We start from the raw sequence: 26460 nt of genomic DNA, 5'->3' as shown, positions 1-26460 counted from the left end.
GTTCCAGGGGAGGGATCTTTCGATGCGTGCAGCGGTACGCCGTACGGCCATGTCCGCGGCGAGCGCGGTCCTGGTGGCCCTGTTCGCGACGACCGGATGCGGCCGGGCCGCCCAGAGCGACGACGACAGCGACCACGCGGCCGCCGACGAGACCGCCTACACCGCCGTCGGCCAACTGCCCGAGCGACTCGCCCCCGACGCCACCACCGTCGTCGTCGGCTCGCCGGCGGCCGGTACCCGGGTGCGTCTCTACGAGGACATGCGCTGCCCTGTATGCGAGGAGTACGAGGTCGGGGGCGGCGGCGCGGCGCTGCGCACGCTCACGCTGAAGGGCGAGGTCAGGGCCGAGTACACCCTGGCGTCCTTCCTCGACGACCGGCTGGGCGGCGGCGGCTCGCAGCGCGCCGCCAACGCCCTGCGGGCGGCCCTGGCCCAGGGCAGGTTCATCGAGTTCCACGACGTCCTCTTCGCCCACCAGCCCGAGGAGTCCGTCGACGGCTACACCGACGCCTTCTTGCTGCGTATGGCGTCCCGCGTGCGGGGACTGCGCGGCGCGGAGTTCGACACGGCGGTGCGGACCATGAAGTACCGCACCTTCGTGACCGCGTCGCAGGCGGCCTACGAGCGGGACGGAGTGCGCGGGACGCCCACCTTCGCGGTCAACGGCGACGTCGTCCCCGACCACCTGCGCGGTGCCATGTTCGAGAAGGAGCTGCTGCCGGTGGCGGTCCGGCTGCTGGCCTCCGGAGTCACCCCGTCGCCGCGGGAGCCGTGACGCTCAGGCGGTCAGCCACGCGTCCACCCCGCCCAGCAGCTTCTCCTTGACGTCCTCGGGCGCCGCCGAGCCGCGCACGGACTGCCGCGCCAGTTCGGCCAGCTCGGCGTCGGAGAAGCCGTGGTGGCGGCGCGCGATGTCGTACTGCGCGGCCAGCCGCGAGCCGAACAGGAGCGGGTCGTCGGCGCCCAGCGCCATCGGCACGCCGGCCTCGAAGAGGGTGCGCAGCGGCACGTCCCCGGGCTTCTCGTAGACGCCGAGCGCCACGTTCGACGCCGGGCACACCTCACAGGTCACCCCGCGGTCCGCGAGCCGCTTCAGCAGCCGCGGGTCCTCCGCTGCCCGCACCCCGTGCCCGATCCGGGTGGCGTCCAGGTCGTCGAGGCAGTCCCGCACGGACGCCGGCCCGGTCAGCTCACCGCCGTGCGGCGCGGACAGCAGGCCCCCCTCGCGCGCGATGTGGAAGGCCCGGTCGAAGTCCCGCGCCATGCCGCGCCGTTCGTCGTTGGAGAGCCCGAACCCGACGATGCCCCGGTCCGCGTACCGCACGGCCAGGCGCGCCAGCGTACGGGCGTCCAGCGGGTGCTTCATGCGGTTGGCGGCGACCAGGACGCGCATCCCGAGGCCGGTGTCCCGCGAGGCCCGGTCGACGGCGTCGAGGATGACCTCCATCGCGGCGATCAGCCCGCCGAGCCGGGGCGCGTACGACGTCGGGTCCACCTGGATCTCCAGCCACCCCGACCCGTCCGCGATGTCCTCCTCCGCGGCCTCGCGCACCAGGCGCTGGATGTCCTCGGGGGCCCGCAGGCAGGAGCGCGCCGCGTCGTAGAGCCGCTGGAAGCGGAACCAGCCGCGCTCGTCGGTGGCCCGCAGCTTCGGCGGTTCCGCGCCGGTCAGGGCGTCGGGCAGCCGCACGCCGTACTTGTCGGCGAGTTCGAGCAGGGTGGTGGGCCGCATCGACCCGGTGAAGTGCAGATGCAGGTGGGCCTTGGGCAGCTGATGTACATCACGTCCGACACGCTCCATCCCAAGATCCTGCCGTACACACATGTCGTACCGGTAGCGGCTGTCCCCGTTCGGGGCCCCGCCCGAACGAAGAAACGGGCCGCTTCCTTACGGAAGCAGCCCGTTCTCACGGCGTGCGGCAGCGGGTCAGGCCTGCGCCTCGGCCAGCAGCTTCTGGATGCGCGAGACGCCCTCGACGAGGTCCTCGTCGCCCAGCGCGTACGAAAGGCGCAGGTAGCCGGGGGTGCCGAAGGCCTCACCCGGAACCACGGCGACCTCGGCCTCCTCCAGGATGAGCGCCGCCAGCTCGACCGAGTCCTGCGGGCGCTTGCCGCGGATCTCCTTACCGAGGAGCCCCTTCACGGACGGGTACGCGTAGAAGGCGCCCTCCGGCTCCGGGCAGACGACGCCGTCGATCTCGTTGAGCATCCGCACGATCGTCTTGCGGCGCCGGTCGAAGGCCTCGCGCATCTTCTCCACGGCGGTCAGGTCGCCGGAGACGGCGGCGAGCGCGGCCGCCTGCGCCACGTTGGAGACGTTCGACGTGGCGTGCGACTGGAGGTTCGTCGCCGCCTTCACGACGTCCTTCGGGCCGATGATCCAGCCCACGCGCCAGCCGGTCATCGCGTACGTCTTCGCGACACCGTTCACGACGATGCACTTGTCGCGCAGCTCGGGGAGGATCGCCGGCAGCGAGGTGAACGTGGCGTCCCCGTAGACGAGGTGCTCGTAGATCTCGTCCGTCATGACCCACAGACCGTGCTCGACGGCCCAGCGGCCGATCGCCTCGGCGTCGGCCTCGCTGTAGACGGCGCCCGTCGGGTTCGACGGCGAGACGAAGAGCACGACCTTCGTGCGCTCCGTGCGGGCGGCCTCCAGCTGCTCGACGGAGACGCGGTACCCGGTCGTCTCGTCGGCCACGACCTCCACCGGCACACCGCCCGCGAGCCGGATCGACTCCGGGTAGGTGGTCCAGTACGGCGCCGGGACGATGACCTCGTCGCCCGGGTCGAGGATCGCGGCGAACGCCTCGTAGATGGCCTGCTTGCCGCCGTTGGTCACCAGGATCTGCGAGGCGTCGACCTCGTAGCCGGAGTCGCGCAGCGTCTTCGCGGCGATCGCGGCCTTCAGCTCGGGCAGGCCGCCGGCCGGCGTGTAGCGGTGGAACTTCGGGTTCTTGCACGCCTCGATGGCCGCCTCGACCACATAGTCGGGCGTCGGGAAGTCGGGCTCACCGGCCCCGAACCCGATCACCGGACGCCCGGCGGCCTTGAGGGCCTTGGCCTTGGCGTCGACGGCGAGGGTCGCGGACTCGGAGATGGAACCGACGCGGGCCGAGACCCGGCGCTCTGTAGGAGAGGAACCAGCAGACGGAGAAGGAGTTGCAGCGCTCATCACCCCATCGTTCCAGACCGGAAACCCGCCTGGCACACGGGTTTGGCAGACCAGCCGATCCGCTCTTGATCCACGGGAGATCCGGATCTGTTCGACGGAGGGCCGCGGAGCACGTACACTCACTGCTCGTTGGCCTTCACCGGCCGCACCTTCCAAGCGCACTCCGTGCATCTGGGCGGATGCGGTACGTTGGGGGAAACAAAGGGTCGTAGCTCAATTGGTAGAGCACTGGTCTCCAAAACCAGCGGTTGGGGGTTCAAGTCCCTCCGGCCCTGCTCACACTCCTTCGCCAGGATGTGTGCGGATTGTACGTACTGCATTGCACCGCCGTGCGGCTCAACCGGGCGCGGCACGGCCACGACCCGGAATCAGGTGAGGACGAGTGACGGACGCCGTGGGCTCCATCGACATGCCTGATGCCCAGGATGAGGCGCCGGAGTCCAAGAAGAAGGCCCGCAAGGGCGGCAAGCGCGGCAAGAAGGGTCCCTTCGGCCGCCTCGCTCTCTTCTACCGCCAGATCGTCGCGGAGCTCCGCAAGGTCGTCTGGCCGACTCGCAACCAGCTCACCACGTACACCACCGTGGTGATCGTGTTCGTCGTCATCATGATCGGCCTGGTGACCGTGATTGACTATGGGTTCAACCATCTCGTCAAGTACGTCTTCGGCTGAGCCGACAGCGGAGGGCGCCGGGACCGGCGCCCCTTTCGCATGTTCCACCCCTATGTATCCAGGAAGAAGCAGCCACAGTGTCTGACCCGAACCTGAACGAGGCGACCGAGCCCGTCGAGCCCGTTGAGGACGAGCTCGACATCGTCGAGGCGGCAGACGCCGAGGAGCCGGACCAGGCCGAGGCTGCCGACAGCGCCGCCGGCGAGCCCGCCGAGGAAGCGGCCGTCGAGGCCGACACCGACGGCGACACCGAGACCGACGCCGCTGACGAGGCCGTCGCCGCCGAGAGCGCCGACGACACCGCGGACACCGACGCCTCCGACGTCTCGGAGAGCGCCGATGACTCCGAGGACGACGAGGCCGACGCGGCCGAGGCCGAGGACGTCGTCGAGGAGCCCGTCGACCCGGTCGCCGCCCTCCGCGACGAGCTGCGCGGCCTGCCCGGCGAGTGGTACGTGATCCACACCTACGCGGGCTACGAGAAGCGCGTGAAGGCCAACCTCGAGCAGCGTGCCGTCTCGCTGAACGTCGAGGAGTTCATCTACCAGGCCGAGGTCCCCGAAGAGGAGATCGTCCAGATCAAGAACGGCGAGCGCAAGAACGTCCGGCAGAACAAGCTGCCCGGTTACGTTCTCGTCCGCATGGATCTGACGAACGAGTCCTGGGGCGTCGTCCGCAACACCCCCGGCGTCACCGGCTTCGTGGGCAACGCCTACGACCCGTACCCGCTGACCCTGGACGAGATCGTCAAGATGCTCGCCCCGGAGGCCGAGGAGAAGGCCGCCCGCGAGGCCGCCGAGGCCGAGGGCAAGCCGGCTCCGTCCCGCAAGGTCGAGGTCCAGGTCCTGGACTTCGAGGTCGGCGACTCGGTCACCGTCACCGACGGCCCGTTCGCGACGCTGCAGGCGACGATCAACGAGATCAACGCCGACTCGAAGAAGGTCAAGGGCCTCGTCGAGATCTTCGGCCGCGAGACCCCGGTCGAGCTGAGCTTCGACCAGATCCAGAAGAACTAGTACCGACCAGCACCTTCTGGACACACGCTTCCGAACAGGTCAGACGGGCTCTTCAAAGCCCTTCTGACCTGCTCGGTTTTTAGCTGCGCATGGATACCCGTTATCTTTGTGCGGTATGCCTCCATCCGGATGATCCGGACGATCATTCACCACGATGGCGGCTGAACACTCTCACTAAGACCCGGAGAGAGAGCACATGCCTCCCAAGAAGAAGAAGGTCACGGGGCTCATCAAGCTCCAGATCCAGGCCGGCGCTGCCAACCCGGCCCCGCCGGTCGGTCCCGCGCTGGGCCAGCACGGCGTCAACATCATGGAGTTCTGCAAGGCCTACAACGCCGCGACCGAGTCGCAGCGTGGCTGGGTCATCCCGGTGGAGATCACGGTCTACGAGGACCGCTCCTTCACCTTCATCACCAAGACCCCGCCGGCCGCGAAGATGATCCTCAAGGCCGCTGGTGTCGAGAAGGGCTCCGGCGAGCCGCACAAGACCAAGGTCGCGAAGATCACCGACGCGCAGGTCCGCGAGATCGCCACCACGAAGATGCCCGACCTCAACGCCAATGACCTGGACGCCGCGTCCAAGATCATCGCCGGCACCGCCCGTTCCATGGGCATCACGGTCGAGGGCTGACCCCACCCCCGTAGGACAGACCGTGGAAGGGCCTGCTCGGCCCGGACCACGACTCCTCAGAACACACAGGAGCAGAAGTGAGCAAGCGCAGCAAGTCTCTCCGCGCTGCGGACGCCAAGATCGACGCGGACAAGCTCTACGCCCCGCTCGAGGCCGTCCGTCTCGCCAAGGAGACCTCCACGTCGAAGTTCGACGGCACCGTCGAGGTCGCCTTCCGCCTGGGCGTTGACCCGCGCAAGGCCGACCAGATGGTCCGTGGCACCGTGAACCTCCCGCACGGCACCGGCAAGACCGCCCGGGTCCTGGTCTTCGCGACCGGTGACCGTGCAGCGGCCGCGGAAGCCGCGGGCGCCGACATCGTCGGCTCCGACGAACTGATCGCGGAGATCGCGCAGGGCAACCGCCTGAACGAGTTCGACGCCGTCGTCGCCACCCCGGACCTCATGGGCAAGGTCGGCCGTCTCGGCCGCGTGCTCGGTCCCCGTGGCCTCATGCCGAACCCGAAGACCGGCACCGTGACCCCGGACGTGGCCAAGGCCGTGAACGAGATCAAGGGCGGCAAGATCGAGTTCCGCGTCGACAAGCACTCGAACCTGCACTTCATCATCGGCAAGGCGTCCTTCGACGACAGCCAGCTGGTGGAGAACTACGGCGCGGCGCTGGAGGAGATCCTCCGTCTGAAGCCGTCCGCCGCCAAGGGTCGCTACATCAAGAAGGCCGCGATCAGCACCACGATCGGCCCCGGCGTTCCGGTCGACCCGAACCGCACCCGCAACCTCCTCACCGAGGAGGACCCGGCGGCGGTCTGAGCTGCTTGGCTCGCCTCAAGTCGGCGACGGGCCCCGCACCTTCCGAGGTGCGGGGCCCGTTCCTCTTTTCCGCTCCGTCCGGGTGCGGTGCTGCGCTAGCGTCGCGGTGACCGACCGGGGGAGCGGATGGCAGCACTGACGTACGTACGAAAGGTCCTGGGCGCCACCGCGATATGCGGGCTGCTCGCGGCCTGCGGTGGGCAGCAGGCGAGGGACCAGGGAGCCGTCGACGCACTGCGCACGGCCCGCGAGAAGGTGGACGCGGCGGGATCGGCGCGGATCGACGCGACGATGGACAGCGGCGACCGGCTCGCCTCGCACAGCGCGGGCACGCTGCGCTGGTCCGGCGGGGTCGAGGGCACGCTCACGGTGCGCGTCACCGGGGGCGCCCTGGCGGCCTCCACCCGGAAGCTGGGCGGCGATCCGTCCCAGACGCGCTTCCTGCCGGACGCGTACTACACGAGGATGACCGACGCGTTCGCCACCGCGCAGGGCGGCCGGCACTGGATCCGCCACCCGTACGACGCGGGCACCGACCCGAGCCCGGCCGACTCCCTGCGCACGCTCGCCGCCGCGACCGACGTGCGCAAGGTGGGCGAGGAGACCGTGCACGGCCGGCGCACCTGTCACTACGGGGGCACCTCCGGCGGGCAGCGGATCGACGTCTGGATAGACGACCGCCACCTCCTGGTGCGGCGCACCCAGCGGGCCGGTGACTTCTCCAGCACCGTCCGGTACCGCGACTGGGGCACCTCCGTCGCCGCCGCCGGGCGCCCGCCCGCGGGGGACACCGTGGACATCGAGGACGTGGCGAGCGGCCGGTAATGCGCCGCCCGTTGTCAGAGGCGTCGGTTATTGTGCGATCAGTACAGGTGTTCCTAGGGGTGGGGTCGAGATGACTGTTGTACGACGTACGGTCGGTGCCGCGGCTGTGACCGCGCTGCTGTGTACCGGGGCTGTGGCCTGCGGGAACGACAAGGACGGCCAGGCTGAGAGCGTTTCGCAGTCGCACGCGCAGGCGACGCGGGCGCTGACGGCGGCGTACCAGAAGACCGCCGAGGCCAAGTCCGCCAAGGTCGAGATGACCATGAAGACGCCGGCCTCGCTCGGTGGCGGCGGCACCATGAAGATGTCCGGCACGATGGGCTGGGACCCGACGGTGATGGACATGACGATGTCCGGTTCCGCGTTCACCGCCGCCGACCCGGACGCGCCGGAGAGCATCCGCATGGTCTGGCAGGACAACGCCATGTACATGGACATGGGCGCCAAGGCCGCCAAGGAGATGGACGGCAAGCGCTGGATGAAGATGGACCTCGGCGCCGCCGCGAAGGCGTCCGGCGACGAGAAGCTCACCCGCCAGATGACCGGCAGCTTGGACAGCATGAACCAGGACCCGGCGGAGCAGATCGCGGTCCTCCTCGACTCCCCGAACCTCAAGCACCTCGGCCCGGCCGAGATCGACGGCGCGCAGACCCAGCACTACAAGGGCAAGCTGACCGTCGACGAGATGATGGCGAAGAACGATTCGCTGAAGGTCCTCAGCAAGACCGAGCGCGACCAGATGCTGAAGAACGTCAAGAAGGCCGGCATCAAGGACTACGACACCGAGCTGTGGGTCAACGAGGACGACCTGCCGGTGCGTATGGACGTCACCATGGACAGCTCCCAGGGCGCCGTCGACATGTCGATGCGGTACTCGGACTACGGCGCTGCGGTCGCGGTCGACGTACCGCCCGCTGGCCAGACCTTCGACCTCATGGAGATGCTCAAGAAGATCGGCGGCGCGATGGGCGACCTGGGCTCGGACTCGGACGCGGGCCTGGACTCGGACAGCGCCGTCTGAGCGGATTTGCCTGACGTCCGTCCCGTCACGTAACCTTCCACAGAAGCCAAAGACCGCTGGTCGTTGCCGTGCGCTCGTCAGAGAGCGCGGTGGCCGAAGGATCCGCTGAATTTGCGGACGACCCGCGCAGGTGACCGTGGAAGTGCTCCCGAGTCCGCAAGGATCCGGTCGAGCTCACGCCCCGTGCGCCTGCGCCGGGGCGTTTCGTCGTCCCAGCCTCCTTTTGAGCGGTCCTCATCACCCGGAAGGAGGCTGACGCTCTATGCCGACGCCCGACAAGGCTGCCGCGGTAGCCGAGCTCACGGACAAGTTCCGCAGCTCGAACGCCGCTGTGCTGACCGAGTACCGGGGTCTCACCGTGGCCCAGCTCAAGCAGCTGCGCCGTTCGCTCGGTGAGAACTCCGAGTACGCCGTGGTGAAGAACACGCTGACCAAGATCGCGGCCAACGAGGCCGGGATCGACACGCTGGACGACCTCTTCACGGGTCCGACGGCGGTTGCCTTCGTCACCGGTGACCCGGTGGAGTCGGCGAAGGGTCTTCGTGACTTCGCCAAGGACAACCCGAACCTCGTCATCAAGGGCGGTGTCCTTGACGGCAAGGCGCTGTCCGCCGACGAGATCAAGAAGCTCGCGGACCTCGAGTCCCGCGAGGTTCTGCTCAGCAAGCTGGCCGGTGCCTTCAAGGGCAAGCAGTCCCAGGCTGCTCAGCTCTTCCAGGCGCTGCCCTCGAAGTTCGTCCGCACCGCGGAGGCGCTTCGTGCCAAGCAGGCCGAGCAGGGCGGTGCCGAGTAATTCGGCTCGCACATTGACCGCTGCCGCGTAGGCGGAGGTCGTAGCGGGCCGACTGTACGCCCGCCTCACTTGTACATCCGGCACCAGCCGAATTAGTGGAAGGATCGCCCATCATGGCGAAGCTCAGCCAGGAAGACCTGCTCGCCCAGTTCGAGGAGATGACCCTCATCGAGCTCTCCGAGTTCGTGAAGGCCTTCGAGGAGAAGTTCGACGTCACCGCCGCCGCGGCCGTCGCCGTCGCCGGTCCCGCCGCTGCCGGTGCCCCGGCCGAGGCCGAGGCCGAGCAGGACGAGTTCGACGTCATCCTCACCGGCGCCGGCGAGAAGAAGATCCAGGTCATCAAGGTCGTGCGCGAGCTCACCTCCCTGGGCCTCAAGGAGGCCAAGGACCTCGTCGACGGCACCCCGAAGCCGGTCCTCGAGAAGGTCGCCAAGGACGCCGCCGAGAAGGCCGCCGAGTCCCTCAAGGCCGCCGGCGCCTCCGTCGAGGTCAAGTGACCTCGCGAGTCTGCTGACTCCTTTTTGGTGAAACTGCTCCGCTGAGAGCTGTAACACCGACGTACCGCAGGGCGATCACCCAACTGGGTGGTCGCCCTTCGGCGTTGTCTGGCTCGCAGGCCGAGGGTGCTGGGCACTGTCGGTGGCGCGGGATATGGTGATCTTCGTTGTGCCTGGCGCCGCCCCTGTTCGCCAAGAGGGGGCCTTGACGAACCGCACGCAGCGCGCAATTCTCAGGACGCGTCGTCACAACGATCCGGATCCGAGGCATGGATCGGCGACGAAGAGGGCAGTAAGGATGTGCGCACAGCGCACAAGGCATGCCGCAGACGGTGGACGGTTGAGAACAACGAGGGTGTCAAAAAACCCGCACTGGACATCAGTGGGCCTTCTGGCTACACTGTCCCTTTGCGCTGCCTGTTAGCTGCTCCCTGCCCGTCACCAGGGGCATGCCCTCGCTTGAGCACAGTGGACTGAATCAGCCCTGACCTGGCCTTTCGGCCGAGTCCGGGACGGCTCCGTCACTCTGCCCGGCTGGGACCGGTACGCGCGTAGTGAGTCCGAGCCCTCGGAAGGACCCCCTCTTGGCCGCCTCGCGCAACGCCTCGACCGCGAATACGAACAACGGCGCCAGCACCGCCCCGCTGCGCATCTCCTTTGCAAAGATCAAGGAGCCCCTCGAGGTTCCGAACCTTCTTGCGCTGCAGACCGAAAGCTTTGACTGGCTGCTCGGCAATGACGCGTGGAAGGCTCGTGTCGAGGCGGCTCTCGAAAGCGGACAGAACGTCCCCACCAAGTCCGGTCTGGAGGAGATCTTCGAGGAGATCTCCCCGATCGAGGACTTCTCCGGGTCGATGTCTCTGACCTTCCGCGACCACCGCTTCGAGCCTCCGAAGAACTCGATCGACGAGTGCAAGGAGCGCGACTTCACGTTCGCCGCCCCGCTCTTCGTCACCGCCGAGTTCACCAACAACGAGACCGGCGAGATCAAGTCCCAGACGGTCTTCATGGGCGACTTCCCGCTCATGACCAACAAGGGCACCTTCGTCATCAACGGCACCGAGCGTGTCGTGGTGTCCCAGCTGGTCCGCTCGCCGGGTGTCTACTTCGACTCCTCCATCGACAAGACGTCCGACAAGGACATCTTCTCGGCCAAGGTCATCCCCTCGCGTGGTGCCTGGCTGGAGATGGAGATCGACAAGCGCGACATGGTCGGTGTCCGCATCGACCGCAAGCGCAAGCAGTCCGTCACCGTCCTGCTCAAGGCTCTCGGTTGGACGACCGAGCAGATCCTCGAGGAGTTCGGCGAGTACGAGTCCATGCGCGCCACCCTGGAGAAGGACCACACCCAGGGCCAGGACGACGCGCTGCTCGACATCTACCGCAAGCTCCGCCCGGGCGAGCCGCCCACGCGCGAGGCCGCTCAGACGCTGCTCGAGAACCTCTACTTCAACCCGAAGCGCTACGACCTCGCGAAGGTCGGCCGCTACAAGGTGAACAAGAAGCTCGGCGCGGACGAGCCGCTGGACGCCGGCGTGCTCACCACCGACGACATCATCGCCACGATCAAGTACCTGGTGAAGCTGCACGCCGGTGAGGTGGAGACGGTCGGCGAGTCCGGTCGTTCGATCATCGTCGAGACCGACGACATCGACCACTTCGGCAACCGCCGTATCCGTAACGTCGGTGAGCTCATCCAGAACCAGGTCCGTACGGGTCTCGCCCGTATGGAGCGCGTCGTGCGCGAGCGCATGACCACGCAGGACGTCGAGGCGATCACCCCGCAGACCCTGATCAACATTCGCCCGGTCGTGGCGTCGATCAAGGAGTTCTTCGGTACGTCGCAGCTGTCCCAGTTCATGGACCAGAACAACCCGCTCTCGGGCCTGACGCACAAGCGTCGTCTCAACGCCCTGGGCCCGGGTGGTCTCTCCCGTGAGCGGGCCGGCTTCGAGGTCCGTGACGTGCACCCCTCGCACTACGGCCGCATGTGCCCGATCGAGACGCCCGAAGGCCCGAACATCGGTCTGATCGGTTCGCTCGCCTCGTACGGCCGGATCAACGCGTTCGGCTTCATCGAGACGCCGTACCGCAAGGTCACCGACGGTGTCGTGGGCGACGAGGTCGACTACCTCACCGCCGACGAGGAGGACCGGTTCGTCATCGCCCAGGCCAACGCGCCGCTGAGCGATGAGTTCCGCTTCGAGGAGGCCCGCGTCCTGGTCCGCCGTCGTGGCGGAGAGGTCGACTACGTCCCCGGTGACGACGTCGACTACATGGACGTCTCGCCGCGCCAGATGGTGTCGGTCGCGACCGCGATGATCCCGTTCCTCGAGCACGACGACGCCAACCGTGCCCTCATGGGCGCGAACATGATGCGTCAGGCCGTCCCGCTCATCAAGAGCGAGGCGCCGCTCGTCGGCACCGGCATGGAGTACCGCTGCGCCACCGACGCCGGCGACGTGCTCAAGGCCGAGAAGGACGGTGTGGTCCAGGAGGTCTCCGCGGACTACATCACCATCACCAACGACGACGGCACGTACACCACGTACCGCCTGCACAAGTTCTCCCGCTCGAACCAGGGCACCTCGGTCAACCAGAAGGTCGTCGTCGACGAGGGCGCCCGCGTGATCGAGGGCCAGGTCCTGGCCGACGGTCCCGCCACCGAGAACGGCGAGATGGCGCTCGGCAAGAACCTGCTGGTCGCGTTCATGCCGTGGGAGGGTCACAACTACGAGGACGCGATCATCCTGTCGCAGCGCCTCGTGCAGGACGACGTCCTCTCCTCGATCCACATCGAGGAGCACGAGGTCGACGCCCGTGACACCAAGCTCGGCCCGGAGGAGATCACCCGGGACATCCCGAACGTCTCCGAGGAGGTCCTCGCCGACCTCGACGAGCGCGGCATCATCCGGATCGGTGCCGAGGTCGTCGCCGGCGACATCCTCGTCGGCAAGGTCACGCCCAAGGGCGAGACCGAGCTGACCCCGGAGGAGCGCCTGCTCCGCGCGATCTTCGGTGAGAAGGCGCGCGAGGTGCGCGACACCTCGCTGAAGGTGCCGCACGGTGAGATCGGCAAGGTCATCGGCGTCCGCGTCTTCGACCGTGAAGAGGGCGACGAGCTGCCGCCGGGCGTGAACCAGCTGGTCCGCGTCTACGTGGCGCAGAAGCGCAAGATCACGGACGGCGACAAGCTCGCCGGCCGCCACGGCAACAAGGGTGTCATCTCCAAGATCCTCCCGATCGAGGACATGCCCTTCCTTGAGGACGGCACCCCGGTCGACATCATCCTCAACCCGCTGGGTGTCCCGTCCCGAATGAACCCGGGACAGGTCCTGGAGATCCACCTCGGCTGGCTCGCCAGCCGCGGCTGGGACGTCTCCGGCCTCGCGGACGACTGGGCGCAGCGCCTCCAGGCCATCGAGGCCGACAAGGTCGAGCCCGGCACGAACGTCGCCACCCCGGTGTTCGACGGTGCGCGTGAGGACGAGCTGGCAGGCCTGCTCAACCACACGATCCCGAACCGCGACGGCGAGCGCATGGTGCTCCCGACCGGTAAGGCCCCGCTGTTCGACGGCCGCTCCGGCGAGCCGTTCCCGGAGCCGATCTCGGTCGGCTACATGTACATCCTCAAGCTCCACCACCTGGTCGACGACAAGCTCCACGCCCGGTCGACCGGTCCGTACTCGATGATCACCCAGCAGCCGCTGGGTGGTAAGGCCCAGTTCGGTGGCCAGCGCTTCGGTGAGATGGAGGTGTGGGCGCTGGAGGCGTACGGCGCCGCGTACGCCCTCCAGGAGCTGCTGACGATCAAGTCCGACGACGTGACCGGCCGCGTGAAGGTCTACGAGGCCATCGTCAAGGGCGAGAACATCCCCGAGCCCGGCATTCCTGAGTCCTTCAAGGTCCTCATCAAGGAAATGCAGTCCCTGTGCCTCAACGTGGAGGTGCTGTCCTCGGACGGCATGTCCATCGAGATGCGCGACACCGACGAGGACGTCTTCCGCGCAGCGGAGGAGCTCGGCATCGACCTGTCCCGGCGCGAGCCGAGCAGCGTCGAAGAGGTCTGACGGGAGTCCGGCCGGGGGCTCGTAGCGAGCCCCCGGCCGACCCCGGGACCCCCGTTTCAGACCACAGACTTACAACCCTGAGAGGGATTGACGCATAGTGCTCGACGTCAACTTCTTCGATGAGCTCCGGATCGGTCTGGCCACCGCTGACGACATCCGTCAGTGGAGCCACGGCGAGGTCAAGAAGCCCGAGACCATCAACTACCGCACGCTCAAGCCGGAAAAGGACGGGCTCTTCTGCGAGAAGATCTTCGGTCCCACCCGGGACTGGGAGTGCTACTGCGGCAAGTACAAGCGTGTCCGCTTCAAGGGCATCATCTGCGAGCGCTGTGGCGTCGAGGTCACCCGCGCCAAGGTGCGCCGTGAGCGGATGGGCCACATCGAGCTCGCCGCTCCCGTCACGCACATCTGGTACTTCAAGGGCGTCCCGTCGCGTCTGGGCTACCTGCTCGACCTCGCCCCGAAGGACCTCGAGAAGGTCATCTACTTCGCCGCGTACATGATCACGTACGTGGACGAGGAGCGCCGTACCCGCGACCTGCCCTCCCTGGAGGCGCACGTCCAGGTCGAGCGTCAGCAGGTGGAGAACCGCCGCGACTCCGACCTGGAGGCCCGCGCCAAGAAGCTCGAGACCGACCTGGCCGAGCTGGAGGCCGAGGGCGCCAAGGCCGACGTGCGCCGCAAGGTGCGCGAGGGTGCCGAGCGCGAGATGAAGCAGCTGCGCGACCGTGCGCAGCGCGAGATCGACCGTCTGGACGAGGTCTGGTCGCGCTTCAAGAACCTCAAGGTCCAGGACCTGGAGGGCGACGAGCTCCTCTACCGCGAGCTGCGTGACCGCTTCGGCACGTACTTCGACGGTTCGATGGGTGCCGCGGCGCTGCAGAAGCGCCTGGAGTCCTTCGACCTCGACGAGGAGGCCGAGCGCCTCCGCGAGATCATCCGTACCGGCAAGGGCCAGAAGAAGACCCGTGCGCTCAAGCGCCTCAAGGTCGTCTCCGCGTTCCTGCAGACCAGCAACAGCCCCAAGGGCATGGTGCTCGACTGCGTGCCGGTCATCCCGCCGGACCTGCGTCCGATGGTGCAGCTGGACGGTGGCCGCTTCGCGACCTCCGACCTGAACGACCTGTACCGCCGCGTGATCAACCGCAACAACCGCCTGAAGCGCCTTCTCGACCTCGGTGCGCCCGAGATCATCGTGAACAACGAGAAGCGCATGCTCCAGGAGGCCGTCGACGCGCTCTTCGACAACGGCCGTCGTGGTCGCCCGGTCACGGGCCCCGGCAACCGTCCGCTGAAGTCGCTGTCCGACATGCTCAAGGGCAAGCAGGGTCGTTTCCGTCAGAACCTGCTCGGTAAGCGTGTGGACTACTCCGCGCGTTCCGTGATCGTCGTCGGTCCGCAGCTGAAGCTGCACCAGTGCGGTCTGCCGAAGGCCATGGCGCTGGAGCTCTTCAAGCCGTTCGTGATGAAGCGCCTGGTCGACCTGAACCACGCGCAGAACATCAAGAGCGCCAAGCGGATGGTCGAGCGCGGCCGCACGGTCGTCTACGACGTCCTCGAAGAGGTCATCGCCGAGCACCCGGTTCTGCTGAACCGTGCGCCGACGCTGCACCGCCTCGGCATCCAGGCCTTCGAGCCGCAGCTGGTCGAGGGCAAGGCCATCCAGATCCACCCGCTCGTCTGCACCGCGTTCAACGCGGACTTCGACGGTGACCAGATGGCCGTGCACCTGCCGCTCTCCGCGGAGGCGCAGGCCGAGGCCCGCATCCTGATGCTGTCCTCGAACAACATCCTCAAGCCCGCCGACGGCCGTCCGGTGACGATGCCGACCCAGGACATGGTCCTCGGTCTGTTCTTCCTCACCACCGACGGTGAGCTCCGTGACACCAAGGGCGAGGGCCGCGCGTTCGGCTCCGTCGCCGAGGCGATCATGGCGTTCGACGCCGGCGAGCTGGCGCTGCAGTCGCAGGTCGACATCCGCTTCCCGGTGGGCACCATCCCGCCGCGCGGCTGGACCCCGCCGGCCGCCGAGGAGGGCGAGCCCGAGTACCAGGCGGGCGACAGCTTCCGGCTGCGTACGACCCTGGGCCGCGCGCTCTTCAACGAGCTGCTGCCCGAGGACTACCCGTTCGTCGACTACTCGGTGGGCAAGAAGCAGCTCTCCGAGATCGTCAACGACCTGGCCGAGCGCTACCCCAAGGTCATCGTGGCGGCGACGCTCGACAACCTGAAGGCGTCCGGCTTCTTCTGGGCGACCCGCTCCGGCGTCACCGTGGCCATCTCCGACGTCGTCGTTCCCGAGGCGAAGAAGGAGATCGTCGCCGGGTACGAGGCGCAGGACGAGAAGGTCCAGAAGCAGTACGAGCGCGGTCTCATCACGAAGGAAGAGCGCACTCAGGAGCTCATCGCGATCTGGACCAAGGCGACCAACGAGGTCGCCGAGGCGATGAACGCGAACTTCCCGAAGACCAACCCCATCTTCATGATGGTCGACTCGGGTGCCCGAGGAAACATGATGCAGATGCGCCAGATCGCCGGTATGCGCGGTCTGGTGTCGAACGCCAAGAACGAGACGATCCCGCGCCCCATCAAGGCCTCCTTCCGTGAAGGCCTGTCGGTGCTCGAGTACTTCATCTCGACCCACGGTGCTCGTAAGGGTCTGGCGGACACCGCGCTGCGTACGGCCGACTCGGGTTACCTCACCCGTCGTCTGGTCGACGTCTCGCAGGACGTCATCATCCGCGAGGAGGACTGCGGCACCGACCGCGGTCTGCGCCTCAAGATCGCCGAGCGTGGCGCCGACGGCGTGCTGCGCAAGACGGACGACGTCGAGACGAGCGTCTACGCCCGCATGCTGGCCGAGGACATCGTCGTGGACGGCAAGGTCATCGCGCCGGCCAACGTCGACCTCGGTGACGTGCTCATCGACCAGCTGGTCCTGCACGGCGTCGAGGAGGTCAAGACCCGTTCGGTCCTGACCTGTGAGTCGGCGGTCGGTACCTGTGCGTACTGCTACGGCCGTTCGCTCGCCACCGGCAAGCTGGTCGACATCGGTGAGGCGGTCGGCATCATCGCCGCCCAGTCCATCGGTGAGCCCGGTACCCAGCTGACGATGCGTACCTTCCACACCGGTGGTGTGGCCGGTGACGACATCACCCAGGGTCTGCCCCGTGTCGTCGAGCTCTTCGAGGCTCGTACGCCGAAGGGTGTCGCCCCGATCTCCGAGGCCGCGGGCCGTGTCCGCATCGAGGAGACCGAGAAGACCAAGAAGATCGTCGTCACCCCCGACGACGGCAGCGACGAGACGCCGTTCCCGATCTCGAAGCGTGCCCGTCTGCTGGTGGGTGAGGGCGACCACGTCGAGGTGGGCCAGAAGCTCACCGTGGGTGCCACCAACCCGCACGACGTGCTGCGCATCCTGGGTCAGCGTGCCGTCCAGGTCCACCTGGTCGGCGAGGTCCAGAAGGTCTACAACTCGCAGGGTGTGTCGATCCACGACAAGCACATCGAGATCATCATCCGGCAGATGCTGCGCCGCGTGACGATCATCGAGTCCGGCGACGCGGAGCTGCTGCCGGGCGAGCTCGTCGAGCGCTCGAAGTTCGAGACCGAGAACCGTCGTGTGGTCACCGAGGGCGGTCACCCCGCCTCCGGCCGTCCGCAGCTGATGGGTATCACCAAGGCCTCGCTGGCGACGGAATCCTGGCTGTCGGCCGCCTCCTTCCAGGAGACGACCCGAGTCCTGACGGACGCGGCGATCAACGCCAAGTCCGACAGCCTCATCGGCCTCAAGGAGAACGTCATCATCGGTAAGCTCATCCCGGCCGGTACGGGTCTGTCCCGCTACCGCAACATCCGGGTGGAGCCCACCGAGGAGGCCAAGGCCGCGATGTACTCGGCCGTCGGCTACGACGACATCGACTACTCGCCGTTCGGCACGGGCTCCGGCCAGGCCGTTCCGCTGGAGGACTACGACTACGGTCCGTACAACCAGTAAGCGAGTCGCTGTTCGAACCGCAGGGCGGTCACCCCGTAACGTTCCGGGGTGGCCGCCCTGCGGCGCGTTGCCGCATGATGGAGGGCACAAAAGTGTCCGGGTCCCGGGGGAGTGGTCTCGTGTCGAATTCTTCGTGGCAGCCGGCGCCCTGGCCGCCGCAGCACCTGTCGGGGGCGCAGCCGTCGATGCTGGCCGCGCATGCGGACCGGGAGCGGGCGGTGGACGTGCTGCGGGCCGGGTTCGCCGAGGGGCGGCTGGCGCAGGGGGAGTACGAGAACCGGGTCGAGCGGGCCTATCAGGCGCGGACCGTGGGGGAGCTGAGCGTGCTCGTCGCGGACCTGCCGCAGGGGCCCGTACCGCAGCAGGCGCAGCCGTATCTCCCGGGCCCGCCGGTGCCGCGGACGTTCCTGCCGGCGCCGCCGCTGCCCGCCCCGACCAACGGGAAGGCCATCGGGGCGCTGGTGTGCGGGGTCTCGACGTTTTTCACGATGGGGGCGACCGGGATCCCCGCGGTGGTCCTGGGGCACATCTCCCGCCGTGAGATCCGGCGGAGCGGGGAGCAGGGCGACGGGATGGCCGTCGCGGGGCTGGTGCTCGGGTGGCTCTCCGTGGCGGGCTGGGCGCTGATGCTCGCGTTCGTGATCGTGGCGACGGCGTCCAGCGGCGGCTGAGCCGCGCCCGGCGTGTCCTGGCTGTGGGGTTTTGTTTTGACCACAGCGTATGAGATAGGTACGCTCAGACCTTGTGCCTGGGGTGTGCCTGGGCTCGTGTGCGTGTCTTCAGCCGCACGGCGAGTCCCGATCGATGCCGTTCAAGGTGGAGATCAAAGGTCACCGCAATCTGCCGCGTTCCCGCTTCGGTGCGGGGGTGCGCAGTATTCGACACACCCGACCGCGTGGGTCGGCGACGTTCCAGGTTAGTTTCACGATCGGCACACAGAAACCGGAGAAGTAGTGCCTACGATCCAGCAGCTGGTCCGGAAGGGCCGGCAGGACAAGGTCGAGAAGAACAAGACGCCCGCGCTCGAGGGTTCGCCCCAGCGCCGTGGCGTCTGCACGCGTGTGTTCACGACCACCCCGAAGAAGCCGAACTCGGCCCTCCGTAAGGTCGCGCGTGTGCGTCTGACCTCCGGCATCGAGGTCACGGCCTACATCCCGGGTGAGGGACACAACCTGCAGGAGCACTCCATCGTGCTCGTGCGTGGTGGCCGTGTGAAGGACCTGCCTGGTGTTCGTTACAAGATCATCCGCGGCTCCCTCGACACCCAGGGTGTCAAGAACCGCAAGCAGGCCCGCAGCCGCTACGGCGCCAAGAAGGAGAAGTAAGAATGCCTCGTAAGGGCCCCGCCCCGAAGCGCCCGGTCATCATCGACCCGGTCTACGGTTCTCCTCTGGTGACCTCCCTCATCAACAAGGTGCTGCTGAACGGCAAGCGCTCCACCGCCGAGCGCATCGTGTACGGCGCCATGGAGGGCCTGCGTGAGAAGTCGGGCAACGACCCGGTCATCACGCTGAAGCGCGCGCTGGAGAACATCAAGCCGACCCTCGAGGTCAAGTCCCGCCGTGTCGGTGGCGCCACCTACCAGGTGCCGATCGAGGTCAAGCCGGGTCGCGCCAACACCCTCGCGCTCCGCTGGCTCGTCGGCTACTCGCGTGCCCGTCGTGAGAAGACGATGACCGAGCGTCTGACGAACGAGCTGCTCGACGCCTCGAACGGCCTCGGTGCGGCCGTCAAGAAGCGCGAGGACACGCACAAGATGGCCGAGTCCAACAAGGCCTTCGCGCACTACCGCTGGTAGTCGCTACCCACATCGAGACCGAGAGAAGACTGAAGCCTTATGGCTACCACTTCACTTGACCTGGCCAAGGTCCGCAACATCGGGATCATGGCCCACATCGACGCGGGCAAGACGACGACGACCGAGCGGATCCTGTTCTACACCGGTGTGTCGTACAAGATCGGTGAGGTCCACGACGGCGCCGCCACGATGGACTGGATGGAGCAGGAGCAGGAGCGTGGCATCACGATCACGTCCGCTGCCACCACCTGTCACTGGCCGCTCGAGAACGACGACTACACGATCAACATCATCGACACCCCGGGGCACGTCGACTTCACCGTCGAGGTGGAGCGTTCGCTGCGCGTCCTCGACGGTGCCGTGACGGTGTTCGACGGTGTCGCCGGCGTTGAGCCGCAGTCCGAGACGGTGTGGCGTCAGGCCGACCGTTACGGCGTGCCGCGCATCTGCTTCGTCAACAAGCTGGACCGCACGGGTGCCGAGTTCCACCGCTGCGTCGACATGATCGTCGACCGCCTCGGTGCGACCCCGCTCGTCATGCAGCTGCCCATCGGTGCCGAAGCCGACTTCAAGGGCGTCGTCGACCTCGTCACGATGAAGGCGTTCGTCTGGTCGGCCGAGGCCGCCAAGGGCGAGGCGTACGACATCGTCGACATCCCCGAGACGCACGTCGAGGCCGCTGCGGAGTACCGCGGCAAGCTCCTCGAGGCCGTCGCGGAGAACGACGAGGAGATGATGGAGCTGTTCCTGGAGGGCACCGAGCCCACCGTGGAGCAGCTGCACGCCGCCGTGCGTCGCATCACCATCGCCTCCGGCAAGGGCGGCGACACCACCGTCACCCCCGTCTTCTGTGGCACCGCGTTCAAGAACAAGGGCGTCCAGCCCCTGCTCGACGCCGTCGTGCGCTACCTGCCGACCCCGCTCGACGTCGAGGCCATCGAGGGCCACGACGTCAAGGACCCCGAGGTCGTCGTCAAGCGCAAGCCGTCGGACGACGAGCCGCTGGCCGCTCTCGCCTTCAAGATCATGAGCGACCCGCACCTCGGCAAGCTCACCTTCGTCCGGGTCTACTCGGGCCGCCTGGAGTCCGGCACCGCGGTGCTGAACCCCGTCAAGGGCAAGAAGGAGCGCATCGGCAAGATCTACCGCATGCACGCGAACAAGCGTGAGGAGATCGAGTCGGTGGGCGCCGGTGACATCGTCGCCGTCATGGGTCTGAAGCAGACCACCACGGGCGAGACGCTCTGTGACGACAAGCAGCAGGTCATCCTGGAGTCCATGGACTTCCCGGCGCCTGTCATCCAGGTCGCCATCGAGCCGAAGTCCAAGGGTGACCAGGAGAAGCTGGGTGTCGCCATCCAGCGGCTCTCGGAGGAGGACCCCTCCTTCCAGGTTCACTCGGACGAGGAGACCGGCCAGACCATCATCGGTGGTATGGGCGAGCTTCACCTCGAGGTGCTCGTCGACCGCATGAAGCGCGAGTTCCGCGTCGAGGCGAACGTCGGCAAGCCCCAGGTCGCGTACCGCGAGACGATCCGTCGGGCCGTCGAGCGCGTGGACTACACCCACAAGAAGCAGACCGGTGGTACCGGTCAGTTCGCCAAGGTGCAGATCGCGATCGAGCCCATCGAGGGCGGCGAGGCGTCGTACGAGTTCGTGAACAAGGTCACCGGTGGCCGCATCCCGCGGGAGTACATCCCGTCGGTGGACGCCGGTGCGCAGGAGGCCATGCAGTTCGGCATCCTCGCCGGCTACGAGATGACGGGCGTCCGCGTCACGCTTCTCGACGGTGCCTACCACGAGGTCGACTCCTCCGAGCTGGCCTTCAAGATCGCCGGTTCGCAGGCCTTCAAGGAGGCCGCGCGGCAGGCGAAGCCCGTGCTCCTCGAGCCGATGATGGCCGTCGAGGTCACCACGCCCGAGGACTACATGGGCGATGTCATCGGTGACATCAACTCCCGCCGTGGCCAGATCCAGGCCATGGAGGAGCGCAGCGGCGCTCGCGTCGTGAAGGGCCTCGTGCCCCTCTCGGAGATGTTCGGCTACGTCGGAGACCTCCGCAGCAAGACGTCGGGTCGCGCAAGCTACTCAATGCAGTTCGACTCCTACGCCGAGGTTCCGCGGAACGTCGCCGAGGAGATCATCGCGAAGGCCAAGGGCGAGTAACTCACCCGAGTACACGCTTTAGGCTTGACACCATCCGCCGGGGATCGACCCCATAAGGCAAGATCCCTGGCGGCTGGCTTCCCAGCAAAGATCACCTGGCGCCGATGAAGCAAGGCGTACAGAACCACTCCACAGGAGGACCCAGTGGCGAAGGCGAAGTTCGAGCGGACTAAGCCGCACGTCAACATCGGCACCATCGGTCACATCGACCACGGTAAGACGACCCTCACGGCCGCCATTACCAAGGTGCTGCACGACGCGTACCCCGAGCTGAACGAGGCCTCGGCCTTCGACCAGATCGACAAGGCTCCCGAGGAGCGCCAGCGCGGTATCACGATCTCGATCGCGCACGTCGAGTACCAGACGGAGACGCGTCACTACGCGCACGTCGACTGCCCCGGTCACGCGGACTACATCAAGAACATGATCACGGGTGCCGCGCAGATGGACGGCGCCATCCTCGTGGTCGCCGCCACCGACGGCCCGATGCCGCAGACCAAGGAGCACGTGCTCCTGGCCCGCCAGGTCGGCGTTCCGTACATCGTCGTCGCCCTGAACAAGGCCGACATGGTGGACGACGAGGAGATCCTGGAGCTCGTCGAGCTCGAGGTGCGTGAGCTCCTCTCCGAGTACGAGTTCCCGGGCGACGACCTTCCGGTCGTCAAGGTCTCCGCTCTGAAGGCCCTCGAGGGCGACAAGGAGTGGGGCAACTCGGTCCTCGAGCTCATGAAGGCCGTGGACGAGAACATCCCGCAGCCCGAGCGCGACGTCGACAAGCCGTTCCTGATGCCGATCGAGGACGTCTTCACGATCACCGGTCGTGGCACCGTCGTCACCGGCCGCATCGAGCGTGGTGTCCTCAAGGTCAACGAGACCGTTGACATCGTGGGCATCAAGCAGGAGAAGACCACCACCACGGTCACCGGCATCGAGATGTTCCGCAAGCTGCTCGACGAGGGCCAGGCCGGTGAGAACGTCGGTCTGCTCCTCCGTGGCATCAAGCGCGAGGACGTCGAGCGCGGCCAGGTCATCATCAAGCCCGGTTCGGTCACGCCGCACACCGAGTTCGAGGCCCAGGCCTACATCCTGTCGAAGGACGAGGGTGGCCGTCACACCCCCTTCTTCAACAACTACCGCCCGCAGTTCTACTTCCGCACCACGGACGTGACCGGCGTCGTGACCCTCCCCGAGGGCACCGAGATGGTCATGCCGGGCGACAACACCGAGATGAGCGTCGCGCTCATCCAGCCCGTCGCCATGGAGGAGGGCCTCAAGTTCGCCATCCGTGAGGGTGGCCGGACCGTCGGCGCCGGCCAGGTCACCAAGATCAACAAGTAAGTCCGCTTACTTGCTGGGTCTTGTCGAGCCCTTCGGGGGTTCCCTTCGGGGGGCTTGACGCCTGGTAGCTCCTGCGAGCTCTGAAAGGGCCCGTACGACTTCGGTCGTACGGGCCCTTTTGCGTGCCCGGGTGCCGGCGGGCTCACGCCTGGGTCGTCGCCGGGCGCCACAGCCAGGGGCGGGCGTCGGGGGAGAGCCCGGCCGCGGTGGGGCCCTGCCTGCCCGCGCTCAGCGCCGGGCCGTCCAGGGTGGCCGGGGCGGTGGCCGGGCGGATGCGGCGGCCGGCGGTGAGGAGCTGGACGCGGCCGGAGAGGTCGCGGCCGAGGAGGTGGGGGCCGGCCGCGACCACCGGGCCGTAGCCGGGGAAGCGCACGGCGGGGCCGCCCGGTGAGAGCAGGCGCTCGGAGGCCGGTGGCCGGTAGTAGAGCCGGCCGCCCGCCGCGGCTATCGCGTCCGCGGGAGCGGGCAGTCCGGGCAGCGGGTCCGCGCCGCCGGGCGTCCAGTGGTGGACGGTGTGGCGCCCGGGCGCGTACACGTGCACCTGCCCGTCGTCGCCGACCACCGCGGTCAGTCCGTCCTGCACGGGCCCGCCGCCCAGGTCGCGCCACGGGGACCAGACGGGCCGGTCGGCGGCGCGGACGCGGGTGCTAATGCCCTGGTCGGCGTTGCGGACGAAGAGGTGGACGCGGCCGTCGGGCGCGGTGACCGTGACCGGGACGCCGATGCGACGGCCGCGGTCCGGGTCCGCTTCCGGGTTGCCGAGGCTGGTCCAGGAGCCGTACGTGCGCGCTCCGCGCTGCTCCAGGGCGACGATCTCGCGCACCTGGGTCGCGCCCCGGCCGGCGAGCGCGGCCAGGCGCAGGCCGCACACGAGGTGGCGGCCGTCTTGGAGCGCGGTGGCGCTCAGCACCGGGGCGAGCGGGCCGCCCCCGAGGTCGACCGGGTCGCCGAACGCGCCGTCCTTCTCGTCGTAGCGGACCGCGCGCAGCCCCAGGACGCCGTACGCGATGAGCGTGGCGTCGGTGTGCTCCTGGAGGGCCAGGCGCGGGCCCGGGTAGCGGTAGTGGGTGGCGCGGACCCAGCCCTTGCGGTTGGTGAGGGGGCGGTCGCCGCCCACGTTGTAGTCGCCGCAGCCCGCGGGGTTGCCGCACTCCCAGTCGGGGGCGGCGCCGTACGGGACCAGGTGCGCGGCCTTCCCGGCCAGGACCCGCGGCGGGAGGTTCTTGGGCCAGTGGCGGTTGTAGTAGCCGCGGAAGGCGGTGGCCAGGAAGGCGGGCGGGCCGCCCGCGCCCTCCTGGGCCCAGCGGATCAGCGCGGCCCAGCTGAAGCCGGCCACGGCGGTGTGGTCGGCGTGGTCGGAGTAGCCGGGCTGCTCGCTGTCGCGGAGCTGCGTGCGACGGTCGCTGAGCTGGATGTCGGGGTCCGGGTCGAGGGTCTGTACGAGCGTCGGCCGGTACCGCTGGAAGAGCGCGACAAGGACGTCGATGAGGGACTCGTGGTCGTACGTCTGCACGGTCCGCAGCGGGGAGCCCTCGGGGACGAGGGTGCGCAGGGACAGGCCGCGCTCGCGCCACAGCGCGGGGACGCCCATGTGGCCGGCCGGGGTGTGCATGGCGAGGTCGAGGTGGATCAGCTCGACGCGGCGGCCCCGGTGTTCGAGGGTGCTGCGCTCGGCCTGGAACCCGCCCGGCAGGCGCAGGACGCCGTTGTCCCAGCGGGTGAGGACGGGCAGGCCCAGCTGGGACGCGTACGACTGGCGCAGGCCCTGGTGACGGGCGGCGGAGTAGGCCGCCTTGTCGGGGGCGGGGGTGCGGTCGGCGGGCGTCTTGTTCCTGCCGTCGGCCTCGCCGGCCGTGACGTAGACGCAGACCAGCGGGGTGCCGGCGGCGAGCGCGTGCTGCGTGTCCGGGTTCATGAAGTACAGGTCGTCGTCGGGGTGGGCGAGGACCTGCATCAGCAGCGCCCGCTCGGCCTGCGCGGCGGCGCGGCCGGTGGCGGGGGAGGGGGCGGTGACCTCGGGCGGGGCGGCGCCCGTGCGGGAACAGGCGGCGAGCGTGCCCCCGGCCGCGGCGGCGGCGAGCGCGGCGCCGGTGGCGAGGAGGCCGCGGCGCGAGGGGCCCGGGGGGCGCCCTGGCCGCGGTCCGTGCTCCAGGGGTGTTCCGGACCCGGATATCGCAGGTCGCTTCCGCACGGTGGTGCTCACTCCGTCCGCTGGGGAGGCAGCGGTGGGTGGAGCGCTCGCCTCTGGTTCAGGTGGTGCTGCTGTGTTTCACCTGTTCAGAGGCGGGACGGGGGGCTCGGGTTCCCTGTACGTACATGTTCTGTTCCACGGGCCGTCGGGTGCCGGGGTCAGCGGTAGCGGATCACGTGCAGGGCGCGGACGCCCGTTTCGTCCAGGGTGACCTGGTCCTCCGTGGAATTGTCGAAGAGGAGGACACCGGTCTCCGTGGTCAGGGCCGTCACCAGCCAGCCCACCGCTTCGCGGCCCCGGCCGTCCGTACGGCGGACCCAGATCAGGGCGCGCGAGCCCGCCGGGTAGGCGGAGACCTCTTCCGCCGCCGACTGCCAGCGCTGGTGGTCGGAGGTGGACAGGACCGGGCCCAGCTCGGCGAGGGTCGGCTCGAACCAGTACGCGCGGCCGGGGGCCGGGGGCGGGGGGAACGCGCCCGTGCCCGGGGTGCCGCCCTGGTCCCAGTGGGCGAGCCAGGTCCAGGGCGCCGCGTTCGGGACGTGGAAGGGGGCGGCCGCGTCCTTCGGCACGACGACCGTCGCGTCCAGCAGGGTGTCCTGCCAGCGGCCGGTCCGCAGGTGGCGCCGGGTGTCGCAGGAGAACACCCAACCCCGTCGCGTCTCGTCACCGGGGCCGGGCTCGACCAGCTCCACCTCGCCGCCGTACGCGCTGTCGAGCCACTGCCGCGCCTTGTCGCGAGCGGCCTCGAAGTCGGGTGCGGCCCGCTCCCACGGCGTCCGGGAGGCGCCCGGCGTCGCGCGTACGAGGACCAGTTCGCGCACGCCGTCGGTGTCGAGGCGGGCCAGCGAGGAGGTCAGTCCGTCGAGGAAGACGACGCGGCCCTTGTTGTTGTGCGCGTACAGGAGGTGCCCGGACACCTCGTGCCCGGCGACCTCGCGGCGCACCCACACGACACCCCGGGTGTCGGGTCCCGGCTCGGCGATCGCCTGCACGGCCTCGTCCCAGCTGCTCACCGGCACCGGTGCGAACTCCGGGAAATAGCGCCGCAGCATCCGCTCCCACCAGCCCGGCGCCTCGTCCGACGGCTGCCACGGCAGCGGTGTCGAGGGCCCGCCGTCGATCATCGCGTGCACCGTGACCAGGCAGCCGCGGGCGTTGATCCGGCGCTGCTGGTGCGCCACGCGGGCGACGGCCTCGTCGTGCGTCGCCGCGGGCATCAGGTCCCCGAACGGGGCGCTCGGCGACGGGTGGAAGGGGCTGCTGCCGTCCCTCGGCACGACCACGGAGGCCGCGAGCATGGGGGTGCCCGGGTAGCCGGGCTGGGGCAGCGTGCGGCAGGCGAAGAGCCAGGCGGCGGGGGACTCGTGCACGGGGTGCGGGGCGGCCAGCTCCACGAGGCCCCGGTAGGTGTGGTGGAGCCAGGTCGCGGCGGCGTCGGCGGGAGTGGGCATCAGGGGGCGAGC

The 26460-nt window shown here is 68.5% G+C and carries 20 protein-coding genes and 1 tRNA gene; 17 read left to right on the top strand and 4 right to left on the bottom strand.

Annotated elements, in window-relative coordinates:
• Window positions 1–22 precede the first annotated feature (22 nt).
• Window positions 23–775 (top strand): DsbA family protein, encoded by a 753-nt coding sequence (locus ACIBW6_RS05655; protein WP_399056966.1) that lies wholly within the window; start codon window positions 23–25, stop codon window positions 773–775.
• A 3-nt stretch (window positions 776–778) separates the two neighbouring features.
• Here the strand turns inward: ACIBW6_RS05655 and ACIBW6_RS05650 are convergent, their stop codons facing one another.
• Both ACIBW6_RS05650 and ACIBW6_RS05645 read right to left on the bottom strand, forming a co-directional pair.
• Window positions 779–1801 carry an adenosine deaminase gene (locus ACIBW6_RS05650; protein ID WP_399056965.1) on the bottom strand — a complete coding sequence of 341 codons (1023 nt, stop codon included), beginning with the start codon at window positions 1799–1801 and terminating at the stop codon, window positions 779–781.
• 126 nt (window positions 1802–1927) lie between these two features.
• Window positions 1928–3175, bottom strand: a complete 1248-nt coding sequence (locus ACIBW6_RS05645) for a pyridoxal phosphate-dependent aminotransferase (RefSeq protein ID WP_399056963.1) — start codon at window positions 3173–3175, stop codon at window positions 1928–1930.
• A gap of 202 nt (window positions 3176–3377) precedes the next feature.
• Between ACIBW6_RS05645 and ACIBW6_RS05640 the strand changes: the two genes are divergently transcribed.
• From ACIBW6_RS05640 to tuf, 16 genes are all read left to right on the top strand, one after another.
• Window positions 3378–3450, top strand: a tRNA-Trp gene (locus ACIBW6_RS05640).
• A gap of 107 nt (window positions 3451–3557) precedes the next feature.
• Complete coding sequence (secE, locus tag ACIBW6_RS05635; RefSeq protein WP_324772782.1) at window positions 3558–3845, top strand: preprotein translocase subunit SecE; 288 nt, start codon at window positions 3558–3560, stop codon at window positions 3843–3845.
• 77 nt (window positions 3846–3922) lie between these two features.
• Window positions 3923–4861, top strand: a complete 939-nt coding sequence (nusG, locus tag ACIBW6_RS05630; protein ID WP_399056960.1) for a transcription termination/antitermination protein NusG — start codon at window positions 3923–3925, stop codon at window positions 4859–4861.
• 196 nt (window positions 4862–5057) lie between these two features.
• A complete protein-coding gene (rplK, locus tag ACIBW6_RS05625) occupies window positions 5058–5492 on the top strand; it encodes a 50S ribosomal protein L11 (RefSeq protein WP_324772778.1) in 435 nt (144 codons plus the stop codon).
• Window positions 5493–5569: 77 nt separating this feature from the next.
• Entirely contained in the window at window positions 5570–6301 is a 732-nt protein-coding gene (gene rplA / locus ACIBW6_RS05620) for a 50S ribosomal protein L1 (protein ID WP_399056958.1), read from the top strand.
• A 126-nt stretch (window positions 6302–6427) separates the two neighbouring features.
• Window positions 6428–7126: a hypothetical protein gene (locus tag ACIBW6_RS05615; RefSeq protein WP_399056956.1), complete on the top strand. Its 699-nt coding sequence runs from the start codon at window positions 6428–6430 to the stop codon at window positions 7124–7126.
• Between the two features lie 70 nt (window positions 7127–7196).
• Complete coding sequence (locus tag ACIBW6_RS05610) at window positions 7197–8147, top strand: hypothetical protein (RefSeq protein WP_399056954.1); 951 nt, start codon at window positions 7197–7199, stop codon at window positions 8145–8147.
• Window positions 8148–8409: 262 nt separating this feature from the next.
• Window positions 8410–8940, top strand: coding sequence for a 50S ribosomal protein L10 (gene rplJ, locus ACIBW6_RS05605; protein WP_399056952.1), 531 nt, complete (start codon window positions 8410–8412; stop codon window positions 8938–8940).
• 113 nt (window positions 8941–9053) lie between these two features.
• On the top strand, window positions 9054–9437 hold the full coding sequence (gene rplL / locus ACIBW6_RS05600) for a 50S ribosomal protein L7/L12 (RefSeq protein WP_324772769.1): 384 nt from the start codon (window positions 9054–9056) through the stop codon (window positions 9435–9437).
• A 584-nt stretch (window positions 9438–10021) separates the two neighbouring features.
• Window positions 10022–13507, top strand: a complete 3486-nt coding sequence (rpoB, locus tag ACIBW6_RS05595; protein ID WP_399056949.1) for a DNA-directed RNA polymerase subunit beta — start codon at window positions 10022–10024, stop codon at window positions 13505–13507.
• A 97-nt stretch (window positions 13508–13604) separates the two neighbouring features.
• Window positions 13605–17504 carry a DNA-directed RNA polymerase subunit beta' gene (locus tag ACIBW6_RS05590; RefSeq protein ID WP_399056947.1) on the top strand — a complete coding sequence of 1300 codons (3900 nt, stop codon included), beginning with the start codon at window positions 13605–13607 and terminating at the stop codon, window positions 17502–17504.
• A 119-nt stretch (window positions 17505–17623) separates the two neighbouring features.
• A complete protein-coding gene (locus tag ACIBW6_RS05585; protein WP_399056945.1) occupies window positions 17624–18175 on the top strand; it encodes a DUF1707 and DUF4190 domain-containing protein in 552 nt (183 codons plus the stop codon).
• Between the two features lie 282 nt (window positions 18176–18457).
• Window positions 18458–18829, top strand: a complete 372-nt coding sequence (gene rpsL, locus ACIBW6_RS05580; RefSeq protein ID WP_003948652.1) for a 30S ribosomal protein S12 — start codon at window positions 18458–18460, stop codon at window positions 18827–18829.
• A gap of 2 nt (window positions 18830–18831) precedes the next feature.
• Window positions 18832–19302, top strand: coding sequence for a 30S ribosomal protein S7 (rpsG, locus tag ACIBW6_RS05575; RefSeq protein WP_119286186.1), 471 nt, complete (start codon window positions 18832–18834; stop codon window positions 19300–19302).
• A 39-nt stretch (window positions 19303–19341) separates the two neighbouring features.
• Window positions 19342–21468: an elongation factor G gene (fusA, locus tag ACIBW6_RS05570; RefSeq protein ID WP_356491277.1), complete on the top strand. Its 2127-nt coding sequence runs from the start codon at window positions 19342–19344 to the stop codon at window positions 21466–21468.
• A gap of 144 nt (window positions 21469–21612) precedes the next feature.
• Entirely contained in the window at window positions 21613–22806 is a 1194-nt protein-coding gene (tuf, locus tag ACIBW6_RS05565) for an elongation factor Tu (protein WP_399056942.1), read from the top strand.
• A 142-nt stretch (window positions 22807–22948) separates the two neighbouring features.
• Here tuf and ACIBW6_RS05560 read toward each other — a convergent pair whose 3' ends face one another.
• Together ACIBW6_RS05560 and ACIBW6_RS05555 are read right to left on the bottom strand one after the other, a co-directional pair.
• Window positions 22949–24997 (bottom strand): PIG-L family deacetylase, encoded by a 2049-nt coding sequence (locus ACIBW6_RS05560; protein ID WP_399056940.1) that lies wholly within the window; start codon window positions 24995–24997, stop codon window positions 22949–22951.
• Window positions 24998–25155: 158 nt separating this feature from the next.
• The gene (locus ACIBW6_RS05555) at window positions 25156–26448 is read right to left on the bottom strand and encodes a YrhB domain-containing protein (protein WP_399056938.1); all 1293 of its coding nucleotides are present in this window, start codon (window positions 26446–26448) and stop codon (window positions 25156–25158) included.
• Window positions 26449–26460 lie beyond the last annotated feature (12 nt).

The organism is Streptomyces sp. NPDC049813, assembly GCF_044465085.1.
In the GTDB taxonomy this organism is placed as follows: Bacteria; Actinomycetota; Actinomycetes; order Streptomycetales; family Streptomycetaceae; genus Streptomyces.
Note: the sequence above shows the minus strand (reverse complement) of the source record. Positions and strands in the feature narration are given on the sequence as shown.

Bases quoted from the DNA above. Each gene is read 5' to 3' on its own strand.
- ACIBW6_RS05655 (WP_399056966.1), top strand. From the start codon at position 23: ATGCGTGCAGCGGTACGCCGTACGGCCATGTCCGCGGCGAGCGCGGTC.
- ACIBW6_RS05650 (WP_399056965.1), bottom strand. From the start codon at position 1,801: ATGGAGCGTGTCGGACGTGATGTACATCAGCTGCCCAAGGCCCACCTG.
- ACIBW6_RS05645 (WP_399056963.1), bottom strand. From the start codon at position 3,175: ATGAGCGCTGCAACTCCTTCTCCGTCTGCTGGTTCCTCTCCTACAGAG.
- rplK (WP_324772778.1), top strand. From the start codon at position 5,058: ATGCCTCCCAAGAAGAAGAAGGTCACGGGGCTCATCAAGCTCCAGATC.
- ACIBW6_RS05615 (WP_399056956.1), top strand. From the start codon at position 6,428: ATGGCAGCACTGACGTACGTACGAAAGGTCCTGGGCGCCACCGCGATA.
- ACIBW6_RS05610 (WP_399056954.1), top strand. From the start codon at position 7,197: ATGACTGTTGTACGACGTACGGTCGGTGCCGCGGCTGTGACCGCGCTG.
- rplJ (WP_399056952.1), top strand. From the start codon at position 8,410: ATGCCGACGCCCGACAAGGCTGCCGCGGTAGCCGAGCTCACGGACAAG.
- rplL (WP_324772769.1), top strand. From the start codon at position 9,054: ATGGCGAAGCTCAGCCAGGAAGACCTGCTCGCCCAGTTCGAGGAGATG.
- rpsG (WP_119286186.1), top strand. From the start codon at position 18,832: ATGCCTCGTAAGGGCCCCGCCCCGAAGCGCCCGGTCATCATCGACCCG.
- fusA (WP_356491277.1), top strand. From the start codon at position 19,342: ATGGCTACCACTTCACTTGACCTGGCCAAGGTCCGCAACATCGGGATC.
- ACIBW6_RS05555 (WP_399056938.1), bottom strand. From the start codon at position 26,448: ATGCCCACTCCCGCCGACGCCGCCGCGACCTGGCTCCACCACACCTAC.